This window comes from Amycolatopsis sp. NPDC047767, from assembly GCF_040704195.1.
Lineage (GTDB): Bacteria > Actinomycetota > Actinomycetes > Mycobacteriales > Pseudonocardiaceae > Amycolatopsis.
Genome location: NZ_JBEYSJ010000001.1, coordinates 101,740 through 115,323 on the forward strand (window position 1 = coordinate 101,740; position 13,584 = coordinate 115,323).

The window sequence follows — 13,584 nt, forward strand, 5'->3', positions numbered from 1 at the left end:
GCAAAGTGCGGGGATGGACGACGAACTGCACGAACGGATCCGGGCTGTCATCAAGGACGTCCCCGCGGGGACCGTCGCGACGTACGGCGACATCGCCACGCTCAGCGGTGCACCCTCGCCCCGGCTGGTCGGGCGGGTGCTCGCCGAAGACGGGCACGACCTGCCGTGGCAGCGGATCCTGCGCGCCAACGGCACTCCGGCGCCCCATCTGGCCCACCGCCAGCTCGAACTCCTGCGCGCGGAGGGCGTGCTCGCGGACGGCCAGCGCGTGGACTTGCGCAAGTACCGCTGGCAGCCGGACGGGTTGGTGGACGAGGACGCTCCCGTCGGGCTCTTTGAGATCCCCGATATTTAGGTTAGGTTTGCCTAATGGCGCTGCTAGCTTCGCACCGCGGCCGGGTCACCGCGGTCCGGCGGGTCACCCCGCAGATGGTGAGGATCACGTTCGACTGCAGAACACTCGCCGCGACCGAGGGCTTCGGGCCCGACGCGTACGTGAAGGTGTTCTTCCCGCTGCCGGGCCAGGACGAGCCGCAGCTGCCGCCCGCGCCGTCGAGCGGCGACGTGGTGTCCTGGTACAAGACCTACCTCGCGATGCCCGACGGCGCCCGGCCGCCGATGCGCACCTACACCGTGCGCGCGCTGCGGCCCGAGCTCGACGAGGTCGACGTCGACTTCGTCCTGCACGACGACAATCTGGGCCCGGCTTCGGCGTGGGCCGCGCGGGCGGCGGTCGGCGACCTGGTGGCGTTCGTGGGCCCGCACAGTCTGTACGAGGTGCCGCAAGCAGCGGAGTGGCAGCTGCTCGTGGGCGACGAGACCGCACTGCCGGCGATCGGCGCGATCGTGGAGCACCTGCCGCGCTCGGCCCGCGCGTCGATCTACGTCGAGATCCCGGATCGCGCCGAACGCCAGACGTTCGAAACCGCCGGCGCCGTCGAGCTGCACTGGATCGTGCGCGGCAACCGGCCTCACGGCGAAGCGTTGCTCGATGCCGTCCGCGCCGCAAGGCTGCCGAGTGGTGCGCCGTACGCCTGGGTTTCGGGCGAGGCCGACATCGTGAAACACGTCCGCCGCCACCTCGTCCGCGACCGCGGCTTCGACAAGGCGGCCATCTGCTTCACCGGCTATTGGCGCCACGGCCTCAGCGAGGACGCGGTCGGGCGCGAGCGCGTGGAAGCGGCGTCCTGACCTCAGGCGGCCAGGACCTGCTCCCGCAGGATGTCGGCGTGGCCGCAGTGGTGGGCCAGCTCGCGCAGCACCTGCAGGTACACCCAGTGAACGGTGCGCGGGCCGGACCGGTGGCCGGTCACGACGGCGTCCAGCGCCAGGTCCGCGACCGCGGTCCGCGCCGTGGCGCAGGCTTCCCGGTAGGCCGCCGTGACCGAGGCGACGGTGTCGTCGTCGGCGAGACGGAACGACTCGTCCGGGCTCCGCACCAGCCCCAGCTCACCGCGGGACGTGCCGCCGACGCATTCCTCGAACCACACGCGCTGCATCCACGTGACGTGCTTGAGCAGCCCGAGCAGCGTGGTCGCCGACGGCACGAGGCGGCGGCGGGCCTGCTCCTCGGTGAGCCCTCCGAGCGTCTTCTCGAGGCCCACGCGGTATTCCTCGATGAACGCCTCGAGCTGGGTCCGTTCGTCGTCCAGCGGCACCGCGAACGAACCCCTGAACTCACCCATCAAGCCCTCCCCAGTGTCGAGACCACCAGCTTCACCAAAGCGCCGAGCCGTTGCCGGTCGGGTTGAACCGTCGGAATGCCCTGCGCTTCCAGCGGCGCCGCGGTCACCGGGCCCACGCAGAAGGTCTTGATCGCACCACGCCGGAGGACGTCGTGGGCGCCGGTGCCGGCGGTCAGCGTGAGGAAGTTGGTGGCGGCCGGCGCGCTGGTGAAGACGAGGGCTTCGACCTCGGCGGCGAGGATGTCGTGGGCCAGGGAGACGACCGGGGCGGTGTCGGCGGGTGAGTGCCAGCGGTAGGGCTGCACGGCGACGACCTCGGCGCCGACCAGAAGACCGGTGAACTCCGGCAGCGGGGCGCCGTGGAGCTGGACGGCAACGCGGGAACCGACCACTCCCGCGGAGACCAGCTCTCCGAACAGCTCGGCGTTGCTCTCCCCCGGCGCCGAGAACTCCTCGCGCAAGCCCGCGCCCCGCACCGCGCCGACGGCTTTCGGGCCGCGCGCGAAGATGCGGGACGCGCCCAGAGCCGTGAGCAGGTCGGCTTTGAGGCCCCAGCCGTCGGCGGCGGCGAGCCAGCCGCGGAAGCCGGCGCCGGTCGTGACGGCCGTGAACGCTACCGGCGCGGCGAGCACGGCTTCGGTACTGAGCCGCAGCTCGGGATCTTCGGCGAGGGGCACGATGGTGATCGTCGGCGCGTGGCGCACCTGCGCGCCGTAGCGAAGCAGCGCCGAGATGAGGTCGTCGGCGCGGCGTTCGGCCGTGACGCCGATCCGCACCCCGTCCAGCTCACCCATAGGTCGCGCCCATCTCCCTGATCGCCTCCGCGAGCTGCGCCCGCAGGTCCACCGGCTCGAGCACCTCCAGGTGCGGCCCGAACCGCAGCAACTCGCCGATCGCGGGCTCCCCCGGCTCGACCGGCAGCTGCATCGTGAGCCAGCCTTCCTCATCCGCGACGGCGCCGCCGTCCCGGGCCTCGCGCAGCGCCCGCGCGCCGACGCTGCCCGCGTAGAACGGCAGCAGCCCCTGCGCCCGCGGCGACAGGCGCACGGTCGCGAGCCGCGGGTACATGCGCCGTTCGAACTGCTCCGACCACTCCTGCCAGTAACGAGGCAGGTCGAAATCCGCCGGTCGCTCGAAGTCCTCGCCGAGGTCCGTGAGCTCCCGGATCCGCGAAATCCGGTACGTGCGATCGGTCCCCTCGCACCGCCCGGCGAGGTACCAGTTGCCCGCCTTGAGAATCAGGCCGAGCGGCTCCAGTACGCGCTCGACCTCGCGTTGGCCCCAGCGTTCGTAGCGGATCCGGACGCGGTGGCTCGTCCACACGGCGTCGGCGACCTCGGACAGCACCGGCAGGCTCTCGATCCCGCGGTGCCACCCGGGCACGTCGAGGTAGAACCGCTCGGCGACGCGGCCCGCACGGCTGCGCAGCTCCTTCGGCAACGCGGCGTACAGCTTGAGCTGCGCCGCCGCCAGCACCGTGCCTAGCCCCAGCTCCGCGGCGGCGACGGGCAGCCCGGCCAGCGAAAGCGACTGCGCCTCCTCCTCGGTGAGCCCGGTCAGCCGCGTGCGGTAGCCGTCGACCAGCTGGTAGCCGCCGGTGCGGCCGCGATCGGCGTAGACGGGCACGCCGGAAGCCGACAGCGCGTCGATGTCGCGGTAGACCGTCCGGACGGAGACCTCCAGCTCGGCCGCCAGCTCCTCGGCCGTCATCCGGCCGCGGTTCTGCAGCAGGAGAAGCACCGTGAGCAGCCGGGACGCGCGCATGAATCGAGTATGACCGAAAATCCTGACACAAGCTGACAGGTATGGGCGGTTGAGTGGTCCCCATGAACACGTTCAGCATGAAGAACTGGGACGAACACCTCGCCAGCGGCAGCGAAGGCGGCCCGCGCGTGGCCTACGCGCACGCCACGATGGAGTACAGCGGCGTGATCGAAGGTGAGTCGATCTGCGATTACCTGCTGTACTACGCGGGCGAGGGTTACGACGGCGGCGGCACCACGTCACCGAGCTTCGAGCGGTTCGACGCGACCGTGGACGGCCGCCGCGGCACGTTCGTGGTCCGGCACGAGGGCGGTTTCGACCCGAAGGGCATCTGGTCGAAGTTCGACGTCGTGGCCGGCTCGGCGACGGGCGAGCTCACCGGCCTGACCGGGTCGGGCACGGTGAAGGGCACGATGGGCGAGCCGACGGTGTCGTACACCTTCGACTACGCGCTGAGCTGAAGGAGGCCGCTGTGCTCGAGGTGTCACGCAAGCAGGTGATGGCGTACCGGGTCGCGCGGCACGGGCTGCACCGGGACTTGGCGGACCCGGTGGCGTCGCCGCTGTTCGACCTCGGCCTGCAGGACAGCATGCGTGACACCGCCCTGCTCGCCCTCTCGGCGCGGTCTTCGTCGCCGGTGGTACCGACGTCCCTTGTGGACGATCCACGCGTGGTGCTCGTCTGGTCCCACCGCGGCGCCCCGCACTTCCACCGGCGCGAGGACCTGCGCGAGCTCGTGACGTCGCTGATCCCCCTCGACGACGCCGACGCCCTGGCCCGGATGCTGTGGCAGAAGAAGGAAATCGGCGCGACGGGCGTGCCCGCGTCGGAGGTGCTCTTCACCGCCGCTCGGGCCATCCGCAAGGTCGTGACGCAGCCGATGTCGAAGGGCGCCGCGAGCGCCGCCGCCACGCGTGAGCTGCCGGATTCGTATTCGCGCTGGTGCCGGCCCTGCAACGCCACGCACATCCAGGAGCAGCTCATGCGCCTGGCCACCCTCCACGGCGGCGTGCGCCTGGAGGCCGACCAGTCCCCGGCGACGCTCGCGCCGCTGGAAAACCGCGGCCGCATGCGGACTTCACCCGACGCGGCCGCCGTATCACGCGTCGTGCGCGGCTACCTGGTCGCCAACGGCCCCGCCACCCAGGGCGACGCGGCGGGTTTCGTGGGCACGGCGAAGACGGCCCTGTCGGCCGCCTGGCCTGACGATCTGGCCGAGGTCAAAGTGGACGGTCGCCGGGCGTTCCTGCCCGCCGACCAGGTGACCGCGCTGGAGAACCCGCCGACCCCGTCGGTGGTCCGGCTGCTGCCGCCGCTGGACCCGTTCACTCAGGCCCGCGACAAAACCGTGCTGGTGCCGGACAAGGCCCGCGCGAAGGAAGTGTGGAAAATCCTCGGCAGCCCCGGCGCACTGCTGGTGGACGGCGAACTGATGGGCGTCTGGCGCACCCGCGGCTCGGGCAAACGCCTGGCCTTCACCGTGACCGCCTTCGACCCACTCCGCGCGGCGGATCGGGATGCGGCTGAGGCAGAAGCTTCCCGGGCCGCCACGGCGCGGGGGTACGCGGACTTCTCGGTCACCTGGGCCTAGTCCGTGTCTTCAAACCGTTGAGTGACGCGCGCGCGGCGGACCGACGACCAAGGTCCGCTACGCGGTGGACGGCAAGGGCCGCCGTGGTCGCTGCTGGGCCGGGCTGCGACGGCAAGCAGTTGCAGGCGGTTCTGCCCGGCATCCGGGTACCCCGCGTCGAAGGTGGGCAGCCGCGAATCTAGCCGGAGGACAAGACTTACACCTCCGCAGCCAACCGACCGAACTGCGCGGGTGCGGGATCAGGGCCGTGATCTCCGAACCGCGGCGCCGTCGTAGTGGCCGTCATCATCGTTCACGGGTTCGCCCTGATCGTCGAGTTCCAGCACGTTGGCGAAGATCGCGAACAGAGCCTCCATCTGGCTCGGGGAGTCGCGCAGATCGTCCCCATAGTCGATCCCGTCGAGAAGCGGATGCCCGACCGAGCCGCGAGCAACCCGGCCCGCGAAACGCCGCAGCGCCCCCGATGCCCCGTGGGACAGTTTCGTGGTCACACAGGACACTGTGGGGCTATCGGCGATTACTGCGTCGCACGTTCAGAGACACGGCTTAGTCCACTTCGGACACCCGAGCCGTCAGGTCGTCGACGAAGCGGTTGAGCAGCGTGCCGAACGTTCGCTGGTCCTCGATGGACCAGTCGGCGACCGCCTCGGTGAACCAGCTCAGGACGGTCTGCAGGTAGCGCCCGGCCGCGGCGGCGCCGTCCGGGGTGAGTTCGATGAGGCGGGCGCGCTGGTCGTCGGGGTCGGCGACGCGGCGGACGAGGCCGCGCTTCTCCAGGGCGTTCAGGTGGCGCGTGACGTGCGGGCCGACGACCTGCATGCGCGTGGCGATCTCGCCGACGCGAAGCGGCTTGCCCGCCATTTGGAGGGTGATGATCACGGTGAGCGCCGGCCGGTCGAGGGTGAGGCCGGCCTGCTCCATGGCGCGCTCGGCGATATGGCTGCGGTTGAGCACCGTGCTCAGCTGCATCAGGCGCGGCAGCACCGTCATCGGGTCGAGCCGGTCTTCTGTGTCGCTCATCACACCTCTTACATACCTAAGTTAGCTATATAGTTGCCTCAAGGCGCAAGGCCGAACCAGGGACCCTTGTGCTCGCGAGAAGCATACCTAACTTAGCTATCGAGGAGTCACCATGACCACCGTCCTGATCTCCGGCGCCAGCATCGCCGGTCCCGCGCTGGCCTACTGGCTGCGTGAATACGGCTTCGCCGTCACCGTCGTCGAGAAGGCCGCGGCCCTGCGCGGCGGCGGTTACCCCATTGACATCCGCGGCACCGCCCTCGGCGTGGTCGAGCAGATGGGCCTGATGCCGCGGCTGCGTGAGGCCGACGTCAACACGCGGCAGCTCACCTTTCTCGGCGCCGACGGCAGCACAATCGCCTCGCTGCGCCCGGACGCCATCACCGGCGGCATCGAGGGCCGCGACCTGGAAGTGCGCCGCGGCGACCTCGCCGAAGCGCTCTACAGCACCATCCGCGAAGGCGTCGAGTTCCTCTTCAACGACAGCGTCGCGGCCCTCGACGACCACGACGACGGAGTCGCCGTGACCTTCCGCACCGGCCGGCGCCGCACGTTCGACCTGGTCATCGGCGCCGACGGCCTGCACTCGGGTGTCCGCGCCCTGAAGTTCGGTCCCGAAGAGCAGTTCCACACCTACCTCGGCTACTGCTTCGCCGGCTTCACGGTGCCCAACACCTTCGGCCTGCACCGCGAGGGCGTCCTCTGGAGCTTGCCCGGCCGCGGCGCCGCGCTCTACGCGGCGGGCGAGAGCGAGCAGATCCACGGCTTCCTCACCTTCGCGCGTCCCGAGCCGCCCTTCGCGGCGTTCCGCAACCCGGACGCGCAGCGCGAACTCGTCGCCGAGGTCTTCGCGGGCGACGCCTGGGAAATCCCCCGCCTGGTCGAGGGGATGCGCACGGCCGACGACCTGTTCTTCGACGTCGTCAGCCAGATCCACCTGCCGCGCTGGTCCGCGGGGCGCGTCGCGCTCGTCGGCGACGCCGCGTTCGCGCCGTCGTTCCTCACGGGCCAGGGCTCCAGCACCGCGCTGGTCGGTGCGTACGTGCTTGCGGGTGAGCTGGCCACCCGCGCCGACCACACGACGGCGTTCGAGGCCTACGAACAGACCGCGCGTCCGTTCGTCGAGGCCAACCAGGCCCTGGTCTCCGAAGGCAACGCCACGATGTTCCCCGCCACGGCCGAAGCGCTGGCCGAGCGCAACGCCTACCTGCGCGAACTCACGACGTTGCCCGGCGGCCCGGGCCGCCCGGAGCACAGTGCACTGGAGCTGCCGGACTTCAGCGGCCGACGGCCGGCCAGGAGCCGCGCGTGACCGGTTGCGTCCTTTTCGGACGGTCCGGTACGTGCTCAGTCTCGAAACTCGGCGGAGCCGAACCTCGCCACGCAGTGCCACACCCGCTTGAGCGCCTGCTCGTCGTGACGGCCGGTGCGCGACGCGTCGCCGAGCACACGGGGATCGAGACGTCCGTCGCGAGCCAGCGATTCCCCGAGCCGCACGAACTCCGGGCCGCGGTACTCCGGGAGCCGGCGCAGTTCGCTCGTGGTCAGGACGAAGCCGCCGTGCCATTCGACGGCACACGGCAACCGGGCGGCGGCGGCCTCGATCGGAGTGCCGCGGTAGCAGGGATCCAGCACCACGGCTTCGACGTCGGCGCGAAGATCGAGCACGCCGTGGACGTGCGCTTCGACGTAGTCGTCGAGCGGATCCGGATCGTCGCTCAGGGCTGCGGTGATCAGCGCGGACAGGCTTGCCGCGACGCCGAACCGCCGGGGTTGGAAGAAGCTGTCGGGGTAGCAGAACGTGGTGCGGACCAGAACCGGCGCGGCGAGGCGCAGGTGGGCCGACCCGAACCGCGGTGAGCCGCCGATCCGGCGGCGGCGGAAGTTCAGCGAACCGTACTTCGGCCGCTGCGCCGGCGGTGCGTCGTCGTAGGCGCCGCCGAAGATCCGGCTCTCCCAGCGCCAGCGGTCGCCGCCGGGATGCGCGGTGAGGCCCCCGTTTCCGGTGCCGGTCTCGAACTGCGACCGGTACACGCCGTCACGAGCCATCAGGTCCAGAATCGGGGCCCCGGCGACGAGCCGGTCCGGGTGGAAGTGCAGGGTCACTCGCCACGACGGGTCCGCGGGCGCACCAGCCGCGCGTGCTGCCACGTGGGTGATCGCGGTCTCGTGCGGGTGCGGCATGGCTCCAGTATCCCCGCCGATCTCACCGATCCACCGCAAGCCGGTAGCCGCGTTTGACCACGGTCTGGATGACGGCCGGCCCGCCGAGGGCGGTGCGCAGGCGGCCGATGGCGGTCTCGACCGCGTGTTCCTCGCCGCCACCGGGGAGGGACGTGGTGAGTTCACGGCGGGAGACGACCCGGCCGGGCGAGTGGGCCAGGGCGCGGAGCAGGGCCATGGGGGCCGGGGCGATGTCGTGCCAGTCGCCGTCGAGGAGGACGGCGTGGCCGCGCAGTTCGAGGGCGTGGCCGGCGACGGTGAGGCACGGGGTGCGGGCCAGGAGCGCATCGGCGACGGTGCGGGCGAGGGCGCCGAGGCGGGAGCGCGCGGGCTGGACGGTGGGGATGCCCAGCGCGGCAAGGGGTGCGGCCGTGATGGGGCCGACGCAGGCGACGACCACGCGAGACGTCAGGGCGTCGACCAAGCCGGGCAGGCGGCCGGTGCGGCGGGCCAGGGCGAGCGTCGACGCGGCGGCCGGTGCGGAAGTGAAGGGCAGGGCGTCGACGGTGCCGTCGAGCACGGCGTCCAGCAGGCGGTCGAGCGGGCCGGGGTCGGCCGGGCCGACCCAGCGGTAGACAGGGATCTCGATCACGGCCGCGCCTGCCGCGCGCAGGGCCTCGGTGAAGAACGGCAGAGGTTCGCCATGCAGTTGCACGGCGATCGTCAAGCCGTCCACACCGGACTCAAGGAGGTACTGCAGCACGCCGGCATTGCTTTCCGACGGCGGGGAGTAGTCCTCCGACAAGCCCGCGGCCCGCAAGGCGCCCGTGGCTTTCGGGCCGCGCGCGACGAGGCGGGCGCGGGCGAGGTGGGTCAGCAACGCCTCGCCGAGGTCCCAGCCCTCGGCGGCCTCCACCCAGCCGCGGAAGCCGATGCCGGTGGTGGCGACCACGACGTCCACTGTGGACTCCAGCAAGCGCACGGTGGCGGCGTGCAGTTCGGTGTCGTCGGCGAGCGGGACGATGCGGATGGCCGGCCCGTACCGCACGCCAGCTCCCTTGCGCACGAGCAGTGCGCCGAGCTCGTCGGCCCGGCGCGCCGCCGTGATGCCGGCGACGAAACCCGCCAGCGGGAGCACGTCCGTCACGGGGAGCCCACCTCGACGATTCCTTCCCGCACCCGCACGCGGTAGACAGGCACGGAAACGCCCGGCGAGTCGAGGCACTGTCCAGTGCGGAGCGAGAACCGTTCCTTGTAGACCGGCGACGCGACCACGGGCTCACCCCCGGCGTCACCCACGATCCCGCGCGACAGCACCGCCGCGCCGCTGCACGGGTCCCAGTTGGACAGCGCGAACCACTCCGAGCCGACGTGGAACACGGCCACCTGCTCGCCCTCGACCAGCGCCGCCACGCCGGAGCAGTCGCCCACTCGCGTGGCCGCGCACACGGCCGTCCAGGTCCGTTCGATCGACGTTGTCATCGCCGCACCTCCGATTTCCCGAGCTGCGGCACGCCCAGCAGCACCGGAACCCGTTGCGAGCGCTCCGGCCGGAACGAGATCGACGGGTCCGGTGTGCCCGGCGCGTTCACGAACGAGCTGAACCGCGCCAGCTTCTCCGGATCCTCCAGCACACCACGCCACTCGTCCTCGTAGTCCGTGACGTGCTTGGCCATCGCGGCGTCGAGGTCCTCGCAGATGCCGAGGCTGTCGTCGACGATCACCGCGCGCAGGTGCTCCAGGCCGCCGTCGAGCTCCTCCAGCCACGGCGCCGTGCGCTGCAGCCGGTCGGCGGTGCGGATGTAGAACATGAGGAACCGGTCGATCGTGCGGATCAGCGTCTCGGTGTCCACATCGGACAGGAACAGCTGCGCGTGCCGCGGGGTGGCGCCGCCGTTGCCACCGAGGTAGAGGTTCCAGCCGTGCTCGGTCGCGATCACGCCGAAGTCCTTGCCGCGCGCCTCGGCGCATTCCCGCGCGCAGCCGGAGACGCCGGACTTGATCTTGTGCGGCGAACGCAGCCCGCGATACCGCAGTTCCAGCTCGATCGCGAGGCCGACGCTGTCCTGCACGCCGTAGCGGCACCACGTCGAACCGACACACGATTTCACCGTCCGCAGCGCCTTGCCGTACGCGTGCCCGGACTCGAACCCCGCGTCCACGAGCCGCCGCCAGATTTCCGGCAGCTGGTCCACCGTGGCACCCAGCAGGTCGATCCGCTGGCCGCCGGTGATCTTCGTGTACAGCCCGAAGTCCTTCGCGACCTGAGCGATCACCATCAGCTTCTCCGGCGTGATCTCACCGCCGGGGATGCGCGGGACCACGGAGTAGCTGCCGTTGCGCTGCAGGTTGGCGAGGAACTTGTCGTTCGTGTCCTGAAGCGTCGCCTGTTCACCGCCGAGGATGTGGCCGTTGCCGAGCGTCGCCAGGATCGACGCGACGGCCGGCTTGCACACCGCGCAGCCCGAGCCCGTGCCGTAGCGGCTGACCAGCTCGCTGAACGTGGTGATGCGCGTGGCCCGCACGATCTCGAACAGCTCCGCCCGCGACTGGCTGAAGTGTTCGCAAAGCGCCGTCGACTGTTCGACTCCGCACGCGTTGAGCAACTTCCCCAACATCGGCACACACGAGCCGCACGACGTGCCCGCTCGCGTGCACGCCTTGAGCTTGCCGACCGAGTCACAGCCGTCCTCGTGGATCGCCCGCGTCAGCGCACCCTTGGAAACGCCGTTGCACGAACAGATCTGCGCCTCGTCCGGCAACGCCTCGACCCCGACCGCCGCGCCGCCGCCGGCCGGGGCGAGCAGCGCACCCGGCTCCGCGGGCAGCGGACGGCCGACCAGCGCCCGCAGCGTGTGGTACTCGGCCGCGTCGCCCACGAGCACGCCGCCGAGCAGCGTCCGGCCGTCGTCGGTGACCACGAGCTTCTTGTACGTGCCGGCCACGGCGTCGTTCACCGCGACTTCGAGCGCGCCCTCGGTCGCCGCGTGCGCGTCGCCGAAGCTGGCGACATCCACTCCCATCAGCTTCAGCTTGGTGGCCGTGTCCGGCTCCGGGAACGACGCCGCTCCCCCGGTGAGCCGCGCCGCGACGACCTCCGCCATCGCGTACCCCGGCGCGACGATCCCGTACACCCGCCCCTCGACGGCCGCGCACTCGCCGATCGCGAACACCGCCGGATCGCTGGTGCGGCACTCGGCGTCCACGAGCACCCCACCACGTTCGCCCACGGCCAGGCCGCACTCCCGCGCCAGATCGTCGCGCGGCCGGACCCCCGCGGAGAACACCACGAGGTCGACGTCCAGCTCGGTGCCGTTGCCGAGCTTGGCCAGCAGCCGGGACCCGTCGGCTTCGAGAGAGTCCGTCGACGTTCCCGTGTGGACGGTCACGTCGAGCTGCTGGATGAGCCGCCGCAGCAGCGCGCCACCGCCCTCGTCGACCTGCAACGGCATCAGCCGCGGCGCCATCTCCACCACGTGCGGGGACAAGCCCAGATCCCGCAACGCCTTCGCGGCCTCCAGCCCGAGCAGCCCGCCCCCGATCACCACCGCGGACCGGCGCCCACGGCCCGGCTTCGAGGCGGCCACCCGGATGGCATCGAGGTCTTCGATCGTCCGGTACACGAACACACCCGGCAGGTCGCGACCCGGCACCGGCGGCACGAACGGCCGCGACCCGGTGGCCAGCACCAGAGCGTCGTACTCCTGCACGCGGCCGGACGCGGTGGTCACCGTGCGAGCTCCGCGGTCCACCGCTGCCACAGCGTCACCCAGCCGGAGCTCCACGAGGGGATCTTCCGCATAGTCCGAGCCGGGCAGGGCCAAGGCCGCCGGGTCCCAGGTGTCCACATAAGACGTCAGCGCCACCCGGTCGTACGCCGGCCGGTTCTCCTCGGCCAGCACCACGACGCGCCACTCGCCCGCCCGATCCGCCGCGCGCAGCGCCTCCACGAGCCGGTGCGCGACCATGCCGTGCCCGGCCACCACGAGTGTCCTCATCAGACCTCCGCCCCGGCCAGCGCCACCTGCGCCCGCACTGCGGGTTTGCGCAGGTACACCAGCCACGTCACGCCCACACACACCGCGTAGAAGACCAGAAACCCGATGAACGCGGGGATCCCGCTGTGCGCGTCGGCGAACGACTGCCGGAAGGCGAGGTTGATGAACAACCCGCCCAACGCGCCGATCGCCCCCGCCAGCCCGATCAACGCGCCGGACAGGCGGCGGGCCTTGAGCAGTTCCGCGGCCTCGTCACCGCCGAGGTCGATGGCCGCGCGCGCCTTCACCTGGAAGATCGCCGGGATCATCTTGTACGTCGAGCCGTTGCCGACGCCCGTCAGGACGAAGAGGACGATGAACGCGATCGTGAACAACACCAGCGAGTTCGCCGACGACGCCAGCACCAGCACCACCGTGGCCAGTGCCATCAGGCCGAACGTGGCGAACGTGACCCGGCCGCCGCCGAGCCGGTCGGACAGCCGGCCACCCAGCGGCCGCGCCAGTGAGCCGAGCAGCGGCCCCAGGAACGTCACCGCGGCGGCCTGCAACGGCGTGCGGCCGAACTGGTTCTGCAGCACCAGCCCGAACGCGAAGCTGTAGCCGATGAACGAGCCGAACGTGCCGACGTACAGCAGCGACATCACCCACGTGTGTCCATATCGGACGACCTCGCGCATGGCCCTGGTGTCACCGCGGACGGTGGCGAGGTTGTCCATGAACAGCGCGGCGCACAGGGCCGCGATCACGATCAGCGGCAGGTAGATGAACAGCACCAGCCGCGGCGCGGTCGCCCCGGCCGTGCCGATCACCAGCAGCCCGACCAGCTGGATCACGGCGACACCCAGGTTGCCGCCGCCCGCGTTGAGGCCGAGCGCCCAGCCCTTGTACCGCTCGGGATAGAACGTGTTGATGTTCGTCATCGACGACGCGAAGTTCCCGCCGCCGACGCCGCCCAGCGCGGCCATGAGCACGAAGGTGCCCAACGACGTTCCCGGGTGCAGCACGATCGCCGTCAGTACCGTTGGCACCAGCAGCAGCGCCGCGCTGAAGATCGTCCAATTGCGACCACCGAACTTCGCCACCGCGAACGTGTAGGGCAGCCGCATGATCGCGCCCACAAGCGTCGGTGTGGACACCAGCAGGAACTTGTCCGCCGCCGAGAACCCGTAGGCGGGCCCCATGAACAGCACGATGACCGACCACAGTGTCCAGATCGAGAAGCCGATGTGCTCGGCGAACACGGAGAACCACAGGTTGCGGCGGGCGATCCGCTTTCCGGTCGTCTCCCAGAAGGTCTCGTCCTCGGGTGCCCAGTGCTCGATCCAGCGGTTCTTCACGGCGTCCTCCTTGGCAAGAGAGAGTC

General features: G+C 71.0%; 15 protein-coding genes. 5 read left to right on the forward strand and 10 right to left on the reverse strand.

Translation table 11 applies throughout. The features are described from left to right. Positions 1-13 precede the first annotated feature (13 nt). A complete protein-coding gene (locus tag AB0878_RS00420; protein ID WP_366575129.1) occupies positions 14-355 on the forward strand; it encodes an MGMT family protein in 342 nt (113 codons plus the stop codon). 14 nt (positions 356-369) lie between these two features. Then, positions 370-1,191 carry a siderophore-interacting protein gene (locus tag AB0878_RS00425; RefSeq protein ID WP_366575131.1) on the forward strand — a complete coding sequence of 274 codons (822 nt, stop codon included), beginning with the start codon at positions 370-372 and terminating at the stop codon, positions 1,189-1,191. 2 nt (positions 1,192-1,193) lie between these two features. Here the strand turns inward: AB0878_RS00425 and AB0878_RS00430 are convergent, their stop codons facing one another. The 3 genes from AB0878_RS00430 to AB0878_RS00440 are packed head-to-tail and all read right to left on the reverse strand — an operon-like array spanning position 1,194 to position 3,449. Beyond that, positions 1,194-1,685, reverse strand: coding sequence for a DinB family protein (locus AB0878_RS00430; RefSeq protein ID WP_366575133.1), 492 nt, complete (start codon positions 1,683-1,685; stop codon positions 1,194-1,196). Further along, positions 1,685-2,479, reverse strand: coding sequence for a uroporphyrinogen-III synthase (locus AB0878_RS00435; RefSeq protein WP_366575134.1), 795 nt, complete (start codon positions 2,477-2,479; stop codon positions 1,685-1,687). The genes AB0878_RS00430 and AB0878_RS00435 overlap by 1 nt, the downstream gene beginning before the upstream one ends. After that, on the reverse strand, positions 2,472-3,449 hold the full coding sequence (locus AB0878_RS00440) for a YafY family protein (RefSeq protein ID WP_366575136.1): 978 nt from the start codon (positions 3,447-3,449) through the stop codon (positions 2,472-2,474). The genes AB0878_RS00435 and AB0878_RS00440 overlap by 8 nt, the downstream gene beginning before the upstream one ends. 62 nt (positions 3,450-3,511) lie before the next feature. On the opposite strand from AB0878_RS00440, the gene AB0878_RS00445 reads away from it, so the two are divergent. After that, entirely contained in the window at positions 3,512-3,910 is a 399-nt protein-coding gene (locus tag AB0878_RS00445; RefSeq protein WP_354871478.1) for a DUF3224 domain-containing protein, read from the forward strand. 11 nt (positions 3,911-3,921) lie between these two features. Next, the gene (locus AB0878_RS00450) at positions 3,922-5,040 is read left to right on the forward strand and encodes a crosslink repair DNA glycosylase YcaQ family protein (protein WP_366575139.1); all 1,119 of its coding nucleotides are present in this window, start codon (positions 3,922-3,924) and stop codon (positions 5,038-5,040) included. A 239-nt stretch (positions 5,041-5,279) separates the two neighbouring features. Here the strand turns inward: AB0878_RS00450 and AB0878_RS00455 are convergent, their stop codons facing one another. After that, the gene (locus AB0878_RS00455; protein ID WP_366575141.1) at positions 5,280-5,531 is read right to left on the reverse strand and encodes a hypothetical protein; all 252 of its coding nucleotides are present in this window, start codon (positions 5,529-5,531) and stop codon (positions 5,280-5,282) included. A 55-nt stretch (positions 5,532-5,586) separates the two neighbouring features. After that, on the reverse strand, positions 5,587-6,060 hold the full coding sequence (locus tag AB0878_RS00460; protein ID WP_366575143.1) for a MarR family transcriptional regulator: 474 nt from the start codon (positions 6,058-6,060) through the stop codon (positions 5,587-5,589). 112 nt (positions 6,061-6,172) lie between these two features. Here AB0878_RS00460 and AB0878_RS00465 point away from each other — a divergent pair, with 112 nt between their 5' ends. Further along, positions 6,173-7,372, forward strand: a complete 1,200-nt coding sequence (locus tag AB0878_RS00465; protein ID WP_366575145.1) for an FAD-dependent monooxygenase — start codon at positions 6,173-6,175, stop codon at positions 7,370-7,372. Between the two features lie 35 nt (positions 7,373-7,407). Here AB0878_RS00465 and AB0878_RS00470 read toward each other — a convergent pair whose 3' ends face one another. Genes AB0878_RS00470 through AB0878_RS00490 form a run of 5 tightly spaced genes read right to left on the reverse strand, consistent with a single transcriptional unit; the run spans position 7,408 to position 13,558 of the window. Then, positions 7,408-8,244, reverse strand: a complete 837-nt coding sequence (locus AB0878_RS00470; protein WP_366575147.1) for a DUF3626 domain-containing protein — start codon at positions 8,242-8,244, stop codon at positions 7,408-7,410. Positions 8,245-8,266: 22 nt separating this feature from the next. Beyond that, entirely contained in the window at positions 8,267-9,370 is a 1,104-nt protein-coding gene (locus AB0878_RS00475) for a uroporphyrinogen-III synthase (protein ID WP_366575149.1), read from the reverse strand. Further along, positions 9,367-9,705, reverse strand: coding sequence for a nitrite reductase small subunit NirD (nirD, locus tag AB0878_RS00480; RefSeq protein ID WP_366575150.1), 339 nt, complete (start codon positions 9,703-9,705; stop codon positions 9,367-9,369). Before nirD ends, AB0878_RS00475 begins: the two co-directional genes overlap by 4 nt. Next, entirely contained in the window at positions 9,702-12,221 is a 2,520-nt protein-coding gene (gene nirB, locus AB0878_RS00485; protein WP_366575152.1) for a nitrite reductase large subunit NirB, read from the reverse strand. The genes nirD and nirB overlap by 4 nt, the downstream gene beginning before the upstream one ends. Next, on the reverse strand, positions 12,221-13,558 hold the full coding sequence (locus AB0878_RS00490) for a nitrate/nitrite transporter (protein WP_366575154.1): 1,338 nt from the start codon (positions 13,556-13,558) through the stop codon (positions 12,221-12,223). Before AB0878_RS00490 ends, nirB begins: the two co-directional genes overlap by 1 nt. Between the last annotated feature and the right edge of the window lie 26 nt (positions 13,559-13,584).